This window comes from Archangium minus (assembly GCF_044360475.1).
In the GTDB taxonomy this organism is placed as follows: domain Bacteria; phylum Myxococcota; class Myxococcia; order Myxococcales; family Myxococcaceae; genus Archangium; species Archangium minus.
The window spans coordinates 11,051,249-11,070,593 of the sequence record NZ_CP043494.1 but is presented as its reverse complement, the minus strand read 5'-3'; the positions used below and the strand labels follow the sequence as shown (position 1 = coordinate 11,070,593).

The 19,345-nt window shown below is 64.5% G+C and carries 15 protein-coding genes and 2 pseudogenes; 13 read left to right on the top strand and 4 right to left on the bottom strand.

Annotated features, from left to right (window positions below; genetic code table 11):
* Window positions 1-75: 75 nt before the first annotated feature.
* From F0U60_RS45340 to F0U60_RS45305, 8 genes are all read left to right on the top strand, one after another.
* Window positions 76-2,442, top strand: coding sequence for a PepSY domain-containing protein (locus F0U60_RS45340; protein WP_395809745.1), 2,367 nt, complete (start codon window positions 76-78; stop codon window positions 2,440-2,442).
* A 76-nt stretch (window positions 2,443-2,518) separates the two neighbouring features.
* Complete coding sequence (locus F0U60_RS45335) at window positions 2,519-2,995, top strand: hypothetical protein (protein WP_395809743.1); 477 nt, start codon at window positions 2,519-2,521, stop codon at window positions 2,993-2,995.
* Window positions 2,996-3,075: 80 nt separating this feature from the next.
* Window positions 3,076-3,660 carry a hypothetical protein gene (locus F0U60_RS45330; protein ID WP_395809741.1) on the top strand — a complete coding sequence of 195 codons (585 nt, stop codon included), beginning with the start codon at window positions 3,076-3,078 and terminating at the stop codon, window positions 3,658-3,660.
* A 186-nt stretch (window positions 3,661-3,846) separates the two neighbouring features.
* Window positions 3,847-5,367 carry a DUF2917 domain-containing protein gene (locus F0U60_RS45325; protein WP_395809739.1) on the top strand — a complete coding sequence of 507 codons (1,521 nt, stop codon included), beginning with the start codon at window positions 3,847-3,849 and terminating at the stop codon, window positions 5,365-5,367.
* The gene (locus F0U60_RS45320; RefSeq protein ID WP_395809737.1) at window positions 5,354-5,962 is read left to right on the top strand and encodes a GNAT family N-acetyltransferase; all 609 of its coding nucleotides are present in this window, start codon (window positions 5,354-5,356) and stop codon (window positions 5,960-5,962) included. The genes F0U60_RS45325 and F0U60_RS45320 overlap by 14 nt, the downstream gene beginning before the upstream one ends.
* On the top strand, window positions 5,959-7,179 hold the full coding sequence (locus F0U60_RS45315; protein WP_395809735.1) for a M20/M25/M40 family metallo-hydrolase: 1,221 nt from the start codon (window positions 5,959-5,961) through the stop codon (window positions 7,177-7,179). The genes F0U60_RS45320 and F0U60_RS45315 overlap by 4 nt, the downstream gene beginning before the upstream one ends.
* 1 nt (window position 7,180) lies before the next feature.
* Window positions 7,181-7,717 carry an isochorismatase family protein gene (locus F0U60_RS45310; RefSeq protein WP_395809733.1) on the top strand — a complete coding sequence of 179 codons (537 nt, stop codon included), beginning with the start codon at window positions 7,181-7,183 and terminating at the stop codon, window positions 7,715-7,717.
* 167 nt (window positions 7,718-7,884) lie between these two features.
* On the top strand, window positions 7,885-10,131 hold the full coding sequence (locus F0U60_RS45305) for a hypothetical protein (RefSeq protein WP_395809731.1): 2,247 nt from the start codon (window positions 7,885-7,887) through the stop codon (window positions 10,129-10,131).
* Window positions 10,132-10,383: 252 nt separating this feature from the next.
* On the opposite strand, the gene F0U60_RS45300 is transcribed toward F0U60_RS45305, so the two are convergent.
* Window positions 10,384-10,683, bottom strand: coding sequence for a hypothetical protein (locus F0U60_RS45300; RefSeq protein ID WP_395809729.1), 300 nt, complete (start codon window positions 10,681-10,683; stop codon window positions 10,384-10,386).
* 390 nt (window positions 10,684-11,073) lie between these two features.
* On the opposite strand from F0U60_RS45300, the gene F0U60_RS45295 reads away from it, so the two are divergent.
* Window positions 11,074-13,326, top strand: a complete 2,253-nt coding sequence (locus F0U60_RS45295) for a hypothetical protein (protein WP_395809727.1) — start codon at window positions 11,074-11,076, stop codon at window positions 13,324-13,326.
* A gap of 26 nt (window positions 13,327-13,352) precedes the next feature.
* Here the strand turns inward: F0U60_RS45295 and F0U60_RS45290 are convergent, their stop codons facing one another.
* Window positions 13,353-14,552 carry a tetratricopeptide repeat protein gene (locus F0U60_RS45290; RefSeq protein WP_395809725.1) on the bottom strand — a complete coding sequence of 400 codons (1,200 nt, stop codon included), beginning with the start codon at window positions 14,550-14,552 and terminating at the stop codon, window positions 13,353-13,355.
* Window positions 14,553-14,615: 63 nt separating this feature from the next.
* On the opposite strand from F0U60_RS45290, the gene F0U60_RS45285 reads away from it, so the two are divergent.
* Window positions 14,616-15,230 carry a hypothetical protein gene (locus F0U60_RS45285; RefSeq protein WP_395809723.1) on the top strand — a complete coding sequence of 205 codons (615 nt, stop codon included), beginning with the start codon at window positions 14,616-14,618 and terminating at the stop codon, window positions 15,228-15,230.
* 10 nt (window positions 15,231-15,240) lie between these two features.
* Here F0U60_RS45285 and F0U60_RS45280 read toward each other — a convergent pair whose 3' ends face one another.
* Entirely contained in the window at window positions 15,241-16,170 is a 930-nt protein-coding gene (locus tag F0U60_RS45280) for a hypothetical protein (protein WP_395809721.1), read from the bottom strand.
* A 266-nt stretch (window positions 16,171-16,436) separates the two neighbouring features.
* Between F0U60_RS45280 and F0U60_RS45275 the strand changes: the two genes are divergently transcribed.
* From F0U60_RS45275 to F0U60_RS45265, 3 genes and pseudogenes are all read left to right on the top strand, one after another.
* Entirely contained in the window at window positions 16,437-17,030 is a 594-nt protein-coding gene (locus tag F0U60_RS45275) for a hypothetical protein (protein WP_395809719.1), read from the top strand.
* A gap of 88 nt (window positions 17,031-17,118) precedes the next feature.
* Window positions 17,119-17,784 (top strand): LysM peptidoglycan-binding domain-containing protein, encoded by a 666-nt coding sequence (locus F0U60_RS45270; RefSeq protein ID WP_395809717.1) that lies wholly within the window; start codon window positions 17,119-17,121, stop codon window positions 17,782-17,784.
* Window positions 17,785-18,096: 312 nt separating this feature from the next.
* Window positions 18,097-18,606: pseudogene (locus tag F0U60_RS45265) on the top strand (Rid family hydrolase); the annotation flags it as partial.
* A gap of 36 nt (window positions 18,607-18,642) precedes the next feature.
* On the opposite strand, the pseudogene F0U60_RS45260 reads toward F0U60_RS45265, so the two are convergent.
* Window positions 18,643-19,307, bottom strand: a pseudogene (locus F0U60_RS45260) (transposase).
* Window positions 19,308-19,345: the final 38 nt, after the last annotated feature.

Below are 19,345 nucleotides of genomic sequence, written 5' to 3'. Positions count from 1 at the left end.
CGTACGACCCGCAGAGCAAGCAAATCCAGCCCCCCGTAGGTCTAACCCCCGTAGGTCTAATCCAAGAGGTGTGACATGAAGCGTTTCCTGGGCACCGTGGCGCTTGCCACGGTCCTGAGCTCTGGAGCGAGTTGGGCCGTCGTGCAACCCGAGCACGGGCCGTCGCGAAGCGCAGTCGCCCGTAATGCCTTCTTCAGTCCCGAGCTCTCCATCAGCTCGAACAACCTCGCGATCGGTGAGGCCCGGACGAAGGGAAGGCTGAACGCCTTGAGGGAGCGGGCGTTGAGCGGCTTCTTCCAGCGCTACGGGAAGGACTTCAACGTCTACATTGATCCGCGCTCGGGTGCGGCCACCAGCATCCAGGGTCACATCCCGCTGATTCCTGGCAACGGCATGGACAACCGGGTGACGTTGAGCGGCCTGGGCCAGAGCCTCGGCCGCGCGGTGGGCGGGGTGGACGAGTCCGTGGTGGGCGAGCTCGTCGTCCAGTTTGCCCGCGAGCACGCGGACGTGCTGGGTATCGACGCGTCGCAGCTCGGCACGCCGCGTGTCACGCAGGTCAATGAGCACCTCTGGCAGGTCCATATCCCGCAGCAAATCGAAGGCATTCCCGTGCGAGAGGGCCGGCTGGCGGCCACCATCAGCCACGGCAACCTCGTGCTCATCGGCACCGAGGGCTGGGGCAACGTGAGGATCCGCACCCTGCCGCTCGTCGCCGCGGGGCAGGCGATGGAGCGGGGTCTGTCCCGCGCCGGCCTGACTCACAGCCCGAAGAGCATCTCGAAGGACGCGCGCCTGGAGGTGGTGCCTGTCGCGGAGGGCGAGGGCTATGGCCACAAGCTCGTCTGGTCCTTCGGCTTCCAGGACGAGGGGGACGATGCGAACTGGGAGGTGCTCGTCGATGCCCACAAGGGTGAGGTGATCGCCCTCGAGGACAAGAACCACTACATCGACGCGAAGATCTCTGGTGGCGTCTACCCGCTGACGAACACCGAGACCTGCCCGACGGATGGGACCTGCGGCTCGATGCAGGCCAACTACCCCATGCCCTGGGCCAACACGGGCCTCGCGTCCCCCAACAACTACACGAACGGCGCCGGTATCTTCAGCTACACCTCCGGGACCGTCACGACCACGCTGAATGGCAAGTACATCGGCATCAGCGACAGGTGCGGCACCATCAGCAACAGTGCTTCTGGCAGCATCAGCCTGGGTGGCTCCAACGGCCAGCACGACTGCACCACGGGAGGCGGCTCCACGGGCAACACCCCGGCGGCCCGCTCGGCGTTCTACGAGCTGAACAGGTTGGCGGAGCAGGCGCGTGGCTGGCTCCCTTCCAACACCTGGGTCAATGGCAAGCTCACCGCCAACGTCAACATCGCCAGCACCTGCAACGCCTACTGGGGCGGCGGGACGGTCAACTTCTACCGGAGCGGTGGCGGCTGCCGGAACACCGGTGAGATTGGCGCGGTGTTCGACCACGAGTGGGGCCATGGCCTGGACGACAACGATGCCAACGGCTCGCTGAGTGCCTCCAGCGAGGGGTACGCGGACATCGCGGCCATCTACCGGCTGCAGACCTCGTGCGTGGGCCACGGCTTCTTCGCCACCAGCAACAAGGGCTGCGGCATGACGGCGGATGGGACTGGCTACAACCAGAACGAGGCTCAGACGGGCGGGACGCCGCACTGCGATCTCAACTGCTCGGGCGTGCGTGACGCGGACTGGGCCCAGCACTCGGACAACACTCCGGACACCCCGCAGAACTTCGTGTGCACCAAGTGCACCACGTCCTCCGGTCTGTGCGGTCGCCAGACGCACTGCGCCGCCGCGCCCACCCGTCAGGCTGCGTGGGACCTGGTGGCCCGCGACCTGCGCGCCGCGCCGTTCAACTACGACACGAACACGGCCTTCATCGTTGGCAACAAGCTCTTCTACCAGGGCAGCGGCAACGTCGGCTCGTGGCACGCCTGTGACTGCAATGCCGGCACCTCCAGCGGGTGTGGCGCCACCAACGGCTACATGCAGTGGCTCGCCGCCGACGATGACAACGGCAACCTCAATGACGGCACGCCGCACATGACGGCCATCTACAACGCCTTCAACCGGCACAACATCGCTTGCAGCACCCCGGCGCCGCGCAACGGCGGCTGCTCGACGGGTCCCACCGCGACGCCCTCCGTCACCCTCACCCCTGGCACCCGCCAGGTGGCGATCTCCTGGTCGGGCGTCACCAACGCCGCCAAGTACTGGGTGCTGAAGACCGAAGGTCACGCCGGCTGCAACTTCGGCAAGGCCCTCAAGGCCACTGTCACCGGCACCACCTGGACCGACACCGAGGTCTCCTCGGGCCGGCAGTACTGCTACTCCGTCGTGGCCGCCGGCTCGAGCAACGCTTGCTACAGCCAGGCCAGCACCTGCTCCTGCGTCACGCCTAACTGAGCCAGGGCGTAAAGGGTAGAGGCACGGGCTGGTTCCACCCAGCCCGTGGCCTCCCCAGGCTCGTATAGGAGGACTCATGCACGCCCGGCGCTCATTGGCCGCACGTGGAGTTTCGTTGTTGTTGGCGCTCCTCGGCGCAGCCTGGCTTGCATGTGTTGGTGGTCATGTCCCGCCGTCCACCTTCCAGTTCTTCAGTATCGTGCCCCTTACCGGTCCAGAAGAAGGAGGATGGAAGGTCGCCCAGGTGATCGTGCTGCTGAGCAGGATATCCCCTTCCTTCCCAGTCACCGCCACTTGCGATATCGAGGTGGGTGTTCCGGAACGGAATGTGAACGGGCTGGTTTCAAATGCACTCGCACAAGTGGCGGCGGCCAAGGCGGCGGACGAGGCCGCTCGCAGGGTCCTCCGTGAGCGGCAGCCAACTGCACTCGCCTGTGATCAGTTCAGGAAGCACATGCAGAGCATTCTGGGCGACAAGGACTTCGGCACCATTCCTGGTGCCAGAGTCTCTGGCTTTTTGAGTGGAGGCGTTCCCAGGACGACGTTTCCGTGAGAGTAAAAGCCCCCGCTCGCTTCCCAGAAGATATGACCGATAGGTCTCCCTCTGCGGACTGAATCGAGGAGCTCGCCTTCATGAAGCCGGAGTTGACTGTCGACGCGCTCGTCCAACTCGTTCACCGCTATTACCCAGCGGGTATGGAGAAGGAAGATCCTCGCTACCTTGTCTCTGAAGAGACCCAGCGCCTTCAGTCCCTGCTCCAGCTCAACGTAGGGAGGTCACCAGCCTGGAACGACTTCGTTCAGCGGCTGCGTGGGCAGTTCCCCGACTGCTCCGTCTGGGACACAACGGTGCCCATGAGTGATCCCTGTTACAGCTGCCGCGTGTCCCTCCCTGGGTTCGTGGCAGGTGCTCCCATCTACGACAGCGTCGTGTGCCTGCTGAGTCAGCTCGCGCCGGTATATGCCCTCTACGCATCCCACATGCAGAGGTCGAATCCCCCTGAGCTGAAAAGCTGGCTCCGCTTTCCGCCGTTTCCCCCAGAGTTCCAGTCGCACGAGGTGAAGCTCGCCGGACTCATCGAGTCCACCTTCGGCTTCACGCGCCTGTCGAATGACGTTCTCTTCACCCCCGTTCCAGACCTTGTTCCTCGGACGGTCAACTTCGGGCTCGGTGACGCGCGGCTCATCGATTGCCTCATGACCGAACATCGTTGGTGAGCCGCCTCGCCTCCGTATCCCCTGGAGTTGGCCGGATTCCCGAGCCCATCATCCGGGTGACTGCTCGCCTGCTCTGGGAGCATGCCTCATCATCCTCTCGTCACGTTTTTCACAAAGGCGAGTGACCCCTTCTGCCTCGGGGCGTGCGCAAGCCATGGGGCTCGCGCGACAGGAGGTGGATGACGGATGGATTCTTCTTTCGACAGAGGCTTGTCTCTCGAGCGAGGGGCGTTGTGGAAATACCGGGCGAACGGGGAGCGGCTGAGCCTCTCGTGTAACGAGGGCTCTGTGTGGCTCACCCGCGAGGGCGATTCGGTGGACCACATCCTCTCGCCGGGTCAGTCGCTACAAGTAGAGGGACACGGTCAGGTGGTGGTGCAGGCGCTCCAGCCGGCACGCCTGAGTCTCGCGGGCTCGGAGGCCCCGGCGACGAAGGGACCGGGTGGTGGGGGCGGGAGCTCCGGAGTGGGCCGCTACTTCCAGAGCCGTTCCACGCAGTACGGCCTGGCCATCGGCCTGTTGCTGTACCTGGCCTACGCCGGGGGGCATGGCGCCTGGGGCAATCCCACGCTCATGCTGATGGCGGTCTTCATCGGGTTCTTCCTCCCGCACTACTCCAAGCTGAGCAACAAGATCGAGGAGAAGCTCCAGTTCCGCACGGCGATGGTGACTCCGGGCCGGCTGGGACGGTTGGCCGCGCAGCTCCTGTTCAACCTCGGCATCTTCTCCGGGATGCTCTATGGGGGCGTCATCGCCCCCGAGAAGATTGCCTTCCTGGGCGGGGTCTTTTGGATCTCCCTGCTGACCACGGCCGCCTCGCAGGGAATTCAGTACATCGCCCTGGGCCTGGCGAGCCGGGACATCGGTGAGAAGAACCGCAACGTCATCGTGGGGCTGTCCATGAACGTGGTCGTCACCGCGATCGCCACGCTCGGGTTCCCCTGGGCTCGGACGCTGTTCTACGCCGTGGGTCTCTTCTTCGGAGGTCTGGTCTTCGGACTCGGGCTTCTGTCTGACCTGCGGGCGCGCCTGGCACCTCGTAAAGGCGTGGCCGTGTTCTTCGGAACCTTCAACCCCTTCCACAACACCCACCTGGAGATCATCCGGAGGGTGCTGGCGGAGCGGAAGGTGAGCCGCGTGTACCTGCACACCACCGTGGTTCCCAAGCTCCACGCCGAGGCCCTGCGCAAGGGGGAGATCGTCATCGCCCGTCGCGAAGCCGGAATGCGCGTCTACTCGAAGACGTCCAAGGCGGACGTGCACATGAACTACTTCCCCACGGGTAACTGCTTCTATGAATTCGAGACCCGTCGCGAGCTCATCGAACTGGCGCTCGCCGAAGCAGGCCTGGGAGACAAGGTCCAGGTCCTGTCCTTCCCCGAGGAGTACGAGCGGCGTGGTTTCTATGGCGTCCTCGACAAGGTCCGCAAGCTCCACCCGAACGAGCCGATCCACGGCATCCACGGGAGCGATCTCGGTGGCATGTGGGTCCGCAACATCTATGATGAGTGCGGGTGGATCTACCCTTACCCCGTCCAGCGTATCGATCGGGTGTCGGCCACGGCGATCCGCAAGGGGGCCCGCGGGATGGCGCCGGGTATCGTGGAGCAGATTCTGGAGCACCTGCGCCAGGGCGCACGGGAGTTCCAATTGCAGGGAATGACGTATCGAGTTGAGGAAGGAGTGCTTGTCCATGTCCGCCAGTAGATTCCCGTGCCTTCCGGACACGACCGGTTTGGAAATCCGGGTGGTGAGAAGCGAGCAGGATTTGATCAAGGCTTTCCTGGTGCGTGGCATCGTCTACATGCACGAGCAGAACTGCCCTTATGACGAGGAGTTCGACCTCAACGACTTCACGTCGACGCAGATTCTGGGCCTGGTCGATGGGGAGCCGGCGCTGACGGGGCGGATCCGCTACTTCGCGGGCTTCGCCAAGCTGGAGCGGCTGGCGATTCGCGAGGCCTACCGAGGCAGGGGTTATGGCCATGCCCTGCTTCAGTTCATGCTGAGGCTCTGCGAGGAGAAGGGCTACCGCGAGTTCTACCTGCATGCGCAGAAGCGGCTCGAGTCGTTCTACGAGCAGTACGGCTTCCATCGGCTCGGTGACAACTTCCACTTCTCGGAGCACGACTACGTGGAGATGTACGCGCGCTTCCCGGTCGCGCCGGCGGGCCTGACGGTGGCGCATGGCCCCATGGTGCTGAACCGGCCGGAGGGAGCCTGGGCGCGTCCCGGTCCACTCGAGCAACCTCAGCGAGAGGCGCAGCAGGCGCTTCAGCGGGCCATCGCGGAGGGGGTATGAGGCGCGCCACCGCGTGGATTCCAGGATTGCTCCTGGTGGCAGCAGTGGCACAGGCTGCTCCCCTTCCTCGACAGGAAGGGGAGGGCCTGTCGCCCAAGTGGCAGGGCCTCCTGGAGAAGCTGGTGGGCATCAACTCCGGAACACAGAACGTGGAGGGCCTGGAGCAGGTCCGCGGAGTGCTGATCCCCGAGTTCGAGGCGCTGGGCTTCGTGACGACAACCACGGACCTGGGAAATGGGCGGAAGTTGTTGTCCTTCCAGACGCCGGGGTCGAAGCCTGAGCTCCTGCTGGTGGGCCATCTCGATACGGTCTTCGAGAGAACGGCTGGCTCCTCCCAAGGACTGAGGAGGGACGGGGACAAGCTGATGGGTCCCGGGGTCATCGACATGAAGGGCGGCGTGGTCCTGCTGCTGGACGTCCTGGAGAGCCTCCGGGACACGGGGCTGCTCGGGCGCATCAAGGTAGTCCTGAACGATGATGAGGAGGTGGGCTCCCCTCACTCGAAAGAGGCGCTGCGACAGGCGGCGCGGGGAATCCCCTTTGCCCTGGTCTTCGAGCCGGGCCTGCCAGATGGCTCGATCGTCGCCTCGCAGTCAGGGGTACGATGGTTGCGGCTCACGGTGAAGGGGCGCGGGGCGCATGCCGGGCTGGAGCCGGAGCGCGGCGTGAATGCCTGTGTGGAGGCCAGCCACAAGGCGAGTCGGCTCGATGCCCTGACATCGTTCCAGCGAGGGCTGACGGTGAACGTGGGGACGATCTCCGGGGGCACGAAGCCCAACATCGTCTGTGAAGAGGCGAGCCTCATGCTGGATATCCGTTACCGGAGGGAGGCGGACCTGGAGGCCACCTTGAAGCGCATTGAGCGGATTCGGAAGGAGATGACGGTCTTCAATCCGGTGCTCCGCGTCTCTCCCACGGCGACGCTGGAGACGGTGGCCGAGCTTCCCAACCTGCCGTCGGAGCGCACCCTCCAGCTGCGCGAGCTGGCCTCCCAGGTGGCGGCCTCGGCCGGGCAGCGAATCGAGGCGAAACACGTGGGCTACGCAAGTGATGGGAACCACCTGGCCAGTACCGGAATCGAGGTGTTGGTGGGGTTGGGGCCCTACGGCGGGGGAATGCATACCCAGGACGAGTTTCTCTCGCTGCAAGGTTATGCCAGTCGGCGCGGCTTCAACCGCGCGCTCATCCAGAAGATTCTTTCGAACAAGGGGGAGTGAGATGGGGCAGAAGGTATTGGTAGTGGTGGACGTCCAGCGCGAGTACGTGACTCCCGGAAGGGCCTTCCACATCGCGTCGATCGGACCGTCACTCGAGAATGGCAGACGGGTGCTGGAGACAGCCCGGAGCAAGGGTTGGCCCATCTACCACGTGCGGCATCTGCAGGCCGGGGCGATCTTCAACCAGGACGATGCGTACTCCGGTTTCGTCCAGGGCTTCGAGCCGCAGGGAGACGAGCGGGAGATCCACAAAGGGAATTTCTCCTGCTACTCGGCCCCTGACTTCGCCGAGGCCATGAGTCGGCACGCAGCGCGGGGAGACGAAGTCATCATCATCGGCTACGGCTCCACCATGTGCTGCCTGTCGACGATCATCGAGGGGTACCATCGGGGCCAGAAGATGGTCTTCGTCTCGGATGCTTCCCGTGCCAAGGCCAGCGCGCGTCTCAGCGAGGAGAGCCTGCATGCGCATGCGACGGACATCATCTCGACGTATGCACGGGTGGTGACGACCCAGCAGCTGGTCGGGGAGCCCTGAAGAACCCTCCTGGCGCGGGGCGCTCATTTCCAGGGAACTTGAGATCCCACTCGAACGGAAATGTGTGGATATTGTGTCTGAGTGAGAAACGCAGGTGAATGGATTTCTTATGTGTTTCGAAGCCAGACACGCAGTAGGTTCAAGGCATGCCATCTCAAGAATCAGCGTTGAGGAGGACCCTCCTCGCGCTCGTGGCCCTGGCCACATGTGCATGCAGCCCTCAGCCATCACAGGTCGCCTCACGCTCCTCGTCTCTCGCGCTCACCAGCCAGGGACAGGTCGTCACCTTCCCCCTCGAGGTTCTCGGCGCGGATGAGACCGTCAGGTCCGTCACCGTTCCTCTCCCCGAGCAGGAGCTCCAGTCCCCGCTCAAGCTCTGGCTGCAGGTTCACAGCCTGAGTTACGAAGACAAGGCGAGCATCCGCTTCAATGAGGGGGCGTGGATCTCCCTCAACAACTCGACTGCCTTCGTCGAAGGGCTGGGGAAGAACTACGGGGGGATTGGTGGGGCCTTCGCCACGCTCAAGTTGCGAGTCGATGTCCCGGCCGGTGCCCTTGTGCCCGGAGAGAACAAGCTCGACTTCAAGTTCAACGAATCCGATGGGCGATCCATTGGCTTCCGGGTGCTGAAGCTCAACTTCCTCCGGCTCGATGGCAGCCGGGTCCTCGCGGAGAGCCTGTTCACGCAAGAGGATCCGAACACCTGGCAGCCTCCCTACTCGGATGAGACCTCCATCGCGGAGGGTGCGGCGCTGTGGCGCGACGCCGTCCTGCGTCAATCCAGCAAGGATCCGTCCAAGATCAATGCGCGCTGCATGGATTGCCACACCCGGGACGGCAGGGACCTCAAGTACTTCAACTACTCGAACCATTCCATCATCGAGCGCTCAAAGTTCCACGGGCTGGACGAGGAGCAGGGCAAGAAGATCGCTTCCTATATCCGGACCCTTCAGGGCATTCCCAATCCGGGGCGGCCCTGGAATCCACCGTACCAGCCGGGTCCTAACGTGGCTGGCCTGCCCGTGACGCACTGGGCGGCAGGGGCGGGCATCGACCAGGTCTTGGAGAAGGACCGGGACATCTTCCCGTACATCTTCCCGGGCTTCCCCCAGAAAATCGACAAGCAAGCCGTGCTCACGACGGGCAACCTCAATACCCGCACCACGCCCATTCCTCTGCAGCTCCCGGATTGGAATCACTGGCTGCCTACCATCCATCCCAAGGACGGGTGGGGCAGTGTCTTTACCGACAGCGACGCCTACACCTGTTATAATGGAGATGGGCCCTGTGCTCTTAAAGATAGCATGCGCGAGCGTGCTCGCCAGGTGAAGGCGGACGGGTACACGACCTATAACGCCAAGCTATTCCACGCGAGCCAGTACTGGACACTCTCGCTCTACCAGTTCCTCAGCACGAGGTACCCCACCTACAAAGAGAACAAAGATCCGCTCCGCGAGACGGTGGAGTACAACCAGAGGATCTACTCCATCGGACTCTGGTCCATGGTCAAGATGTGGGAGATCATGCAGGAGTTTGGTCTGGAGGGGCACCAGAAGCAGCTCTTCCCTTCGTCCCGGGAGGAGTGGGGATGGATGAACAACCGCAGCTTCGACACGTCCCCCCACCTGATGGGGCTCATTCGTGACAAGACGGGAATTGGCAACAACACCCCCCTGATGTTCGTCTACTTCTCCGCGGCGTGGTACCAGCTCGCGTTCGTCCTCTACCACGGCAATCACTCCGACGGACTCGGCCGGGACGGACAGCGCCCCATCGACTGGCCCTACGCCTATGGTTTCCTGGCGGAGCTTCAGTACACCCCCGCCAATCAATCAACCGACCTGTACGTCCCCTTGAACGGCCTGTTGACGCTCTGGCTGGTGAAGGCGATGCAGGTGGCGGACAACGGCATCGGGCCCGATGGGCTGCGCACCCATCCCGCTCCGGATGAGGAGCCCCTGAATCCGAACATTCCTTCTCCTGGATGGCAGCCGAGAACCGTCGTGGATCTCTCCAGGCTCGTGGTGCCAGGCTTCATAAAGGGCTGGGGCGATACCTCGCTGGATGAGCGCAGGGCCATCATGGAGGCCTTGCTCTCCACGTGGTGGGACAAGACCCGCCAATATCCAGACCCCGCCGTCTGGTTGAGAAATCCCAATACGGCCACCACCACGGAGGCGATTACTGGCCACTACGATGGCACCCTCGGAAACAGGATCTGGTACATGCTTCCGCAGTTCAGACATTACGGCGTCAGCCAGGACCTCGTGAATGCCATCGCGGGTTGGGCCAAGACCGTCTGGACGCAAAGGACTGACTGGGACAGGGTCAAGACCGCCGGCTGCTGGCCCCATCAGCATTACTATGTCTGCTGCACGGAATTGGCTGATGAGACACAATGCAAGGTAAAGTGAAGAGGTGGGTAGGGAGCCTCATGCACTGAGCCTTCGCCTGCTTTTGGGCTCTCTCGTTGTTGGGCCCCGCGCTTCTTTCACGAGCGCGGGGCCGTCGCGTCGGCTGCGTTCCCTGTTCAATTGAGGGGGAACTCGAGAGGGAGGGGCCTGCTCATCACGGGCACAGATTGTACTGTGCGTACCCTACGTAGTTGCCCGCGACGCCCGCGCCGTCCGTGGTGATGATGTACCAGTAGCCGACGTGAATGTCCCCTACGTGAAGGGCGTGACGTTCCAATGGGTGCTGTTGGCCGGGAGGGTGGCGTAGACGATCTTCGGATTCTGGGACCGATCCAGCAGCGCGTGGAGGTTGCCTGCGGAATCCACCAGCAGCTCCAGGGCGATGCCGTTGGCGTCCGTCACGAAGGTGCTCTTCCAGGACCCTGCTTGCTTCGTTACGTGTATGGCCGTCGAGCCCCCGTACGAGAAGAGCACGTGGGGACGCCCCTGGGGCTCAATCGTGAGCACGGGCTCGTTGCCCGGAGCATCCACGACCAGCTCGGTGACCCACATCCCCGAGGCATTGGTGGCATGGTAGATGCCGGTGTGAGCACTGCTCGTCCCCAGTCAAAAGCAGCCGAGCGAGCGAGGGTCAGCAAGAAGCCCAGGTAGGGTCGCACCCCGTCGTAGGCCTGGCGCATGGCGGGCCGGAAGGCCCGGACGAACGTCTCCTGGTGTGCGGCGTCGAGATCCAGTGCGCCTGGAGAAATCCGGTCGCTTCCTGGCAGCAGCACGCGTCTCCTATTTTCCCAGCCCTTCCTCCGACATACGGTGCGAGCCCTCCAGTCTGGTCGTTCGAAGCCTCAAAATCGTACCGGGGTGGGGGGCGTACAACCTCCTACAGGGAGGCGGACTCCTCCATCCCGGCACGAGTCGAGGCCCGGTACGCGGTAGGTTCGAGCCATGTCTCATCAGGAAGACCTGTCCACACCCCATCGAGACTCAGCGCCCATGGTGGCGCTGCGGGGAGCCGTCCTCGCGCTCATCGTCCTGGCCTCCTGTGCATGGAGCCCCCCGGCCCTGGGCGCCGCTCGCTCTTCGTCTCCTGCGCTCACCAGCGAGGGGCGGGCCGTCACCTTCCCCCTCGAGGTTCTCGGCGCGAATGGGACCCTCAAGTCCATCACCGTGTCCCTCCCGGAGAAGGAGCGCCAGCTCCCCGTCGCGCTCTGGTTGCAGGTCCACGGCCTGAGCTACGAGGGCAAGGCGAGCATCCGCTTCAACAAGGGCAAGTGGTTCCCCCTCAGCAACTCGACCGTCTTCGTCGAAGGGCTGGGGAAGAGCTACGGGGGGATTGGTGGGGCCTTCGCCACGCTTCCGCTGCGAATCAATGTCCCGGTGGGGGCTCTTGTGCCCGGGAAGAACCAGATCGACTTCCGGTTCAACAAAACCGATGGGCGGTCCATTGGTTTTCGGGTGCTGAAGCTCAACTTCCTCCGGGCCGATGACAGCCAGGTCTTCGCGGAGAGCCAGTTCACGCAAGAAGATCCCAACACCTGGCAGCCCCCCTTCCGGGATGCGGCCTCCATCGCGGAAGGCGCGGCGCTGTGGCGCAACGCCACCCTGGTCCAATCCAGCACGAACCGGGTCAAAATCCAGGCGCACTGCATGGATTGTCACACCTGGGATGGCAGGGACCTCAAGTACTTCAACTACTCAAACCATGCCATCATCGAGCGCTCGAAGTTTCACGGGCTGACCGAGGCGCAGGGCAAGAAGATCGCTTCCTATATCCGGACGCTCAAGGGCATTCCCAATCCAGGTCGGCCCTGGAATCCTCCGTACCAGCCGGGCCCTCGCGTGGGCCGCCAGCCCGTCGAGCACTGGGCCGCGGGGGCGGGCATCGACCAGGTTTTGGAGAAGGACCGGGACATCTTCGCGTACATCTTCCCGGGCTTCCCTCGGCAAATCGACAAGGAAGCCGTGCTCACGACGGGCAACCTCAACACCCGCACCACGCCCATCACCCTGCAGCTCCCGGATTGGAATCACTGGCTGCCCACCATCCACCCCAAGGACGCGTGGGGGAAGGACTTCACCCACCACGACGCCTATACCTGTTACAACGGAGAGAGCGGCTGTCGCTTTCACCACAGCATGCGCGAGCGTGCGCGCCAGGTCAAAGCAGACGGATACAAGACCTATAACGCCAAGCTGTACCACGCGAGCCTGCAATGGACACACGCGCTCTACCAGTTCCTCAGTCCGAGGTACCCCAGCGTTCATAGCAAAAAACCCTACAGCCGAGAGGTGGCGTACAACCAGAAGATCTACTCCACCGCCCTCTGGGGCATGGTCAAGATGTGGGAGATCATGCAGGAGTTTGGTTTGGAGGGGCACCAGAAGCAGCTCTTCCCGACCTCGCGAGAGGAGTGGGGCTGGATGAACAACTACAGCTTCGACACGTCTCCCCACCTGTTGGGGCTCACGCGTGACAAGACGGGGATTGGCAACAACACCCCCCTGATGTTCGTCTACTTCTCCGCGGCGTGGTACCAGCTCGCATTGGTCCTCTACCATGGCAATCACTCCGATGGAGCGGGCCGGAATGGACAGCGCCCCATCGACTGGCCCTACGTCTATGGCTTCCTGGCGGAGCTCCAGAACAGCCCCCCTCATCACGTGCCCGGGAATGGCCTGTTGACGCTCTGGTTGGTGAAGGGGATGCAGGTGTCAGACAACTCCATCGGGCTGGATATCCAGGGCAGCTCTTCTGGATGGAGTCCGAAGACCGTGGTGGATCTCACCAAGCTCGTGGCACCAGGCTACATGAAGGGCTGGGCCGAGACCTCGCCGGAGGAACGCAAAGCCATCATGGAGGCCCTGCTCTCCTCGTGGTGGGACAAGACCCGCGGGTATCAGCGCTCCGCCTGGTTGAAGAGCAAAACTGTCGCCAGCAACGCCAAGGTGGCCCTCACGAAGGAGGTCATCACGGGCAAGTACGAAGGCTCCCTGGGCGACAAGCTCTGGTACATGCTTCCGCACTTCAGACATCACGGCGTCAGTCAGAAGCTCGTGAATCAAATCGCGGATTGGGCTCAGTCCATCTGGACACAGCAGGACTGGGACAAAGTCAAGACTGCCGGCTGCTGGCCCCATCAGCATTTCTATGTCTGCTGCACGGAACTGCCCGAAGGAAGTAAGTGCCCAGTCAAGTGAAGTGATGGGGCGGGGGCCGCCGGGTTTCAGCCTCGGATGATGGGGGGCCGCAGGGGCGCACCGTGAATCTGCGCCTCGAGCTTCCGGGCCTGCTCCACCAGACTCGCGTCGCGGCTGGCCTTGACGCGCTCGATGAACGACAGGGCCTCCGGCTTGCGGTCCTGTTTGAAGAGCGCCAGCGCGAGGTTGAGGTTCACCCGGGGCTCCTCCGGGTGTTCCGCGGACAGCGCGCGAAGCACCCGCTCCGCCTCGGCGGTCCGGTCCTCTGCCAGATACAGACGGGACAGGTCGAGCACGGGCTCCAAGGCCCGAGGCGCGGCGCGCTGGAGCTCCTCCAGGAGTGAGAGTGCCTCCCCTTGCTGGCCCTGCGCCGTGCGTACCTGCGCGAGCGCGTGCTTGGGTTCAATCGCCTCGGGCGCGAGTCGGAGGGACTCCTGGAGGGCCTGCGCCGCCTCGGGCAGCTTCCCTAAGGTGAGCAGGGCCAGCCCGCGCTGATAGAGGGGGTTCGCATCCCCGGGCTTGAGCGTCTCGAGCGCTTGTGCCGCTTCGAGCGCCTTCTGGGGCTCGCCCTGAATGAGGGCGCACTCGAAGCGCGCCTGCTGCAGGGGCACCTCGCGCGGGTGGGCGGCCACCGCCTCGTTCAGCACGGTCATCGCCTGGGCGAAGTGGCGCAGGGCCATGAGCGCGCGGGCGTGGAGCAGCTGGGGCATCCACTCTCCGGGCGCGAGCCCACTGGCCACGCGGAACGCATCCCGGGCCTTATCCGCTCGACCTTGGCGCAGCGCGATCTGTCCCAGGTCCACCAGCGCCTGGGGGCTCTCGGGCTGGAGCGTCAACGCCGCGCGCAGGGACTTGGAGGCCTCGTCATCCTGTCCCCGGCGCAGCAGGGCCTGTGCATGGGCATAGTGCTCGATGAAACCGGCCCCAGGGGCCTGGGCCAGACTGGCCAGTCGCTTGAGCACCTCGGGGCTGCCCCCATCATCCTCCAGGGAGGCGATCAGGGCCTGCGCGGCCGAGTGCCCCGGAGCGAGCGCCACCGTGCGAGCGAGAGCGGTCCTGGCCGCCTCGGGTTTGCCCAGGGCGAGCTGGGCCCGAGCCAGGCCGAACCAGCTGTCCACGTCCTGGGGGTGCGAGCGGAGGGCGGTTTCGAAGGAGGAAACCGCGGCTGCGTACTCGCCTCGTGCCAGGAGGCGCAGACCTGGCTGTGCTTGCTCGGAAGGGTTCATGACACCGGACATTGTAGCCACTCAAGGGCGCACACAGCAGGGGATTGGCACCATACTGGGGATATGTGGCGGCATCTTCTCGGGGCGGCCTTCGTGCTCGTTCCCGGCCTGCTGGGGCTCCAGGCCTGGCGTTTCCTCCGGCTGTCTGGTCCCACTCCCGGGAGGCAGCTTCGTGGGCTCCCGCGATGCACCGCGGCCGAGCTGAGCCGCTTGCGGCCTGGCGAGCGCGCCGTGGTGGAAGGACGGGTGGCTCCCGCTTCACCGGGGGCCGGGCTGCCCGCGCTTTCCCTCCGAAAGAAGACCCGCAGACGGGGCACGCGCACGCTTGAGGCGTGGCGGGAGCTCCCCTCCACTCCGCCCATCCAGTTGGAGACGGAGGAGGGACGCGTGCTGCTCGTCAACGGGGACTACACGCTTCGGTTCCCGAGACGCGAGGAGGCGCCCGGCGAGGAAGCGAAGGACTCGAGAGCCTTGCGCAAGGGAGACCTCGCCTGCGCCCTGGTGTCACTCGAGGAGCCGGGGAGGACGCCTCGGGCCAGGGCCGAGTGGCTCTATGCGGCTCCCCTGGAGCGGTACCTGTCCGAGGTTCCTGTGGATGTACGACTGATGCGCTGGGCCGTGGCCGCCCTGTGCGGCACCTCGGCCCTGGGCGCGCTCTGGTGGGGATGGCTGAGCTGAAAAGGGAGGCTCAGTCGTCCCAGGTGGTGAGCAGACCGGGGACTTCCTTGGCCAGATTGCCCGCGTTCACCTCGCCGGAGATGTCGAAGCCCACGCCCACGCCCACGGCCGCATAGGCCTTGGCCTTGAAGTGGGTGAAGCCGGCCTCGAACTCCGCGCCTGCCATGGCACCCGCCGCCGCGGTGACGCCCAGCTTGCCCTTCGCCACCTCATGCCCGTTGACGGTGGTGGTGATCTCCCCGGAGAGGCTGCCCTTGGCGCCCGCGAAACCCTCGGCCCCGGCGGAGATGGACACGCCGTCCTTGCCCACGTGCACCTTGAGGTTGATGGAGCCGTCGATGCCCACCTTCCCCTCGGCACCCAGCTTCACCTTGACGGAGATGTCCTCGCCGTTGACCTTGAACTTGAACTCCTTCTCGGCGGACCCCTCCGCCTTGAGGAGGTTGGCTTCCACCTCGAGCTTCACATTCAGGTCGACGCCGCTGAATCCCTTGGCCTCCGCGCTCGCCTCTCCGTCCAGCTTGAAGCTCGGGCCTTCCACGGAGCCCTTGAGGTCGACGCCACCCGGAAGGGTCGTCTTCCCCTCGGCCAGCGGGGAGCCCTTCGCCTCGACGAGCGGCTTCGAGTCCGGCTTCTTCGTGGTGAAGAGGGTGGTCTTGCCCTCCGGCGCGACCTTCTTCTGCTCGACCGGCTTGGTGTCCTGGCTCTTGTAGTCGTACTGGTCCCGCGTCCCGGTCCGCTTGTTGTCGTACGTCTTGGACTTGGTCGAGGTGGACGTCGCCTCGTTGGCGCGGGTGGTCGTGGTGGTGACGCGGTTCTCCTTCACCGCGCTCTTGGAGGAGCCATTGCCGGTCGTCGCACGCTGCTTGGAGACCTCGACACTGGAGCTGCGGGCCTTGCTGTAGAGGTTCGAATCAGAGCGGCGGATGGGCGGGGCCATGGGATGATCTCCAACGGAGCCACGGAAGGGCTCAAAGGACTTCGATGGCCCCATTATCGAGGGGGCGCGGCGCGAGTTGCGTGATTCCAGCGGATTTTCGCGAGGATCATGGCATCGTCCCCGCGATGGCTCCAAACCGACGTCGTTCCAAGGGGTTATGGCTGGCGCTGGGGTTCGCGGTCCTGGTGTCGGGCGCGCTCGCCGCTGGGATGGGGTACGCCGCACACCTGGCCCGAGAAGAGGCTCGACAGGCGGAATCACTTCCCGTGAGCACAGCCACCACTCTCGGTGGGCTGAGTCCTGGGGAGGCCGTGTTGGTGGCGGGACGGTTGGCCGGCGACAACCCCGTGCTGTTTCGCCGCTATGTCGCGTACCTCCATCATGAGCCGTACCGAGACACGTCGGGGAGCACGGCTCGGACGCGGTGGCGGGTGAAGGAGCGCGTCACGCCCTCCTTGCTGGTGGAAACATCTTCGGGACGGGTCCGCGTCCGCAACGAGGACTACGCCATCGGCGCGGCCACGAAGGAGCCCGGGGAGTTGGACGAGCGGGGCCCCACCTCCTGGAAGGACGAGAAGAGTGAAGGCTCCTGGGACCCCTCACGGCCGGCGACAGGTTCCCAGTGGTACACCGGTTTCGAGGCCGGTCAGGAAGTCGTGGTCCTGGGAACGCTGGCGCGCGGGGGGGAGACGCCGGAAGTGAACGCCACGCGCGTCTTTGGCGGCACCCGGGAGGAGCTGGTGTCCTCTGCCCAGGGCTCGGCCCGGTTCTTCCAGATCGCCTCCTGGGTACTGTCCCTGGTCTGCGCGGGGGCACTGGTGGCGCTGGTGTGGCCCGTCCTGCGCCGCACGCGAGGCTGAGCCATATCGCGCGCATCCCACCGGCTGTCTGGGAAATTCGGGCGCAACTCCGCAACGGACGTCGCGACAATCGTCCCAGGAGATCTCCATGTCCACCTACCGCATTCGCCAGGGCGACACCCTCTGGGCTCTTGCTTCTCGTTTCAAGACCAGCGTCTCGGCACTGGCGCGCCTCAACAAGATTTCCAACCCGAATCTCATCTACGCGGGCAATTCCCTGCGCATCTCCGGCCACGCTCGGAGCGACAGCTTCGAGTCCGCCAAAGGCGGCGGTGCCCGCGGCGGCAGCGGCACGAAGAGGGCCGGTGGCTCGAGGGGCAGCGGGCATGTCGATGGGAGCCGTGGCGCCGGGAGCCCGGGCCAGGCGACTGCTGCGATGCGCAAGCTCGCGAGCGCGGGCCGTGCGGCCGCGATGAGCCTCGGCGGGTACAACAGCCAGGGACTGTGCGCCACCGGCGTGAGCAGGGCCATCCAGAATGCCTTCGGTTTCAAGGTCTGGGGTAACGGCAACCAGATCGACAACAACCTGCCGCGCGACAAGTTCAAGCAGGTCCACATGTCGCTCGCTGAGGCGCTGAAGATTCCGGGCCTCGTCCTCACCTGGGAGAAGACCTCGTCGCGCGCGGGCAGCATCTATGGCCACACCGCCATCACCACCGGCGACGGTCGCTCGTCCGTGAGCGATTTCATCGAGCGCAACACGCTCGGCGCAGGTGGCCGCACCGGGCTGAAGATCTTCATGCCGACGCTGTAGCTTTGGGGGACAGCAGCCAAGCGTGGGTGAGCAGCACGTCTTCACCGTGCTGACCCAGACCGATGGCGCGTTCACCGTCTATGACGAGATGGTCATCGACTACGTGATGGCCTGGTAGTCGGCCAACCTCGCGGCGAACACCGGCATTACAGGGGGCGGCGTCGCCTCGGGTACGCGATTGCCCTGACACGGCACCGAGGCGCTCTGCCCCAACGCTGCATCAACGGGCACGGCGGCCCTGGAAATAGACCTGAACGCGGTTGAAGAAGGCGAGCTCGGTAGGCCGCGAGCCGCCGTTCGCCGCGCCGCCGCAACGAGGGACAGCGCGAGGTGGAAGTGCGCTTCGCGGGAGTCACCTTCCGGCCCGGTCATTACCTCTACGCGGATGCGGACGGTATCGTCACGTCGGAGAAGGCGTTGTCAGCAGAACCCTCCACGGTGTCCCCTCTGGTGCTGGCGAATCCCAAGGGGCTCTATGACCCGACAGCCCACGGCTATTCACACGTTGCCCGGGTCGCGCCTGGCTCCCGTCTCATCTACATCGCCGGACAAGGCGGAGAGAACGAGTCCGGAGCGCTCCAGCCAGACTTCCGTTTGCAGGTCCGGCAAGCGTTGAGCAATCTCCGTACGGCGCTGGAATCCGAGGGGGCTGGGGTGGGTGATGTCGCCAAGCTCACCGTCCTCATCGTGGACCATTCCGAGGAGAGGCTGAAGGTCTTCGGCTCCGAGCTCGAGCGCGCGTGGACTGCCGGCATGAAGCCGACCTGTACGTTGATTCCAGTACCGCGCCTGGCACTCGACGGAATGCTGTTCGAAGTGGAAGCGGTTGCCGTTCTCCCCCTGAGCCATCCCCTCATTTTAGATGAGACCGAAAGCTTCGCGGAAAACGAGCTGCTCACGGACGAGTTGGGCGAAGCGCTCCATGAGAGGACGCAACTCGGCTTCTCGCATCATGGGCAGGGCCTTGTAGTACATACATCCCTGACGGAAGAGGGAGTAGGTGCGCTTCTTGGAGGTGTTGGCCTTGAGGTAGCGCTCCATGCCGAGACTCTCGCCCGCGGCCCCCAGCAGCGTCAGCAGCGCGCACGCCAGGGCACTGACCAGCAGCAACCTGTCTCGCCTGTCCGTCTCGGCGATGCGCACCGAAGACAGGCCCATACCGAAGCGCAAGTCCTTCACATCCCTGAAACCCTCTTCGATGGTGAAACGGCGGCGGTAGAGCGCGACGACCTCGGCACCGGAGGCATCCACCAGGTTGGTGGCCAGACACCAAGCATCCTTCATGCCCTTCTTCTTCAGGCACACCACGGCAGCCACTTCTGTCTCGTCCGCCGTGACTCGCGCTCCTTTGAGCGTGCGCAGGTGGCCCGACTTCGGCACCCACTCCCCGCGGGTTTGCGCTCCCCGTCTGTGTTCGTCACCGTGATGGATTTGCGGAAGCGCACCACGTACGAGAAGCCCAACTGCGCCAGCAGCGCATACAGTGCCTGGTCAGCGAAGCCCCGGTCGGCAAGTACCGTCACCTTCACCTCGCCCGGAATCAGTTCGCGCAGGCGTAGCA